Consider the following 387-nt stretch of genomic DNA (forward strand, 5'->3'; position numbering starts at 1 on the left):
ATCACGAACGTGGCGGCGGGTCTCAATGCGACCGATGCGGTGAATGTCAGCCAGCTGACGTCGGAAGATGCGAAGGTGAACAACGTCAGCAACAACCTGGCGAACCTGAGCAACACCGTCAACAACATCAGCACGGCGACGGGCAATATCACGAACATCGCCAACTACATCAACAACGTCCAGAACGGTGGCGGCATCAAGTACTTCCACGCGAACTCGACGCTGGCCGATTCGGTGGCAACGGGTGCAAACGCAGTGGCGATCGGCGGCAACGCGAGCGCGACGACGGCGAACTCGGTGGCGCTGGGCTCGAACGCGGTGGCGAACTCGACCACGCTGGGCACGGCGGGCTTCGCGCCGGTCGGCGGCACGGCGATCTCGGCTTCG

1 pseudogene is annotated in these 387 nt (G+C 63.3%); it reads left to right on the top strand.

Features of this window, described 5'->3' with window-relative positions:
• Positions 1–387 (top strand): annotated as a pseudogene (locus J8I87_RS44260) (adhesin); the annotation flags it as partial.

It is taken from the genome of Paraburkholderia sp. LEh10, assembly GCF_017814945.1.
Taxonomy (GTDB): domain Bacteria; phylum Pseudomonadota; class Gammaproteobacteria; order Burkholderiales; family Burkholderiaceae; genus Paraburkholderia.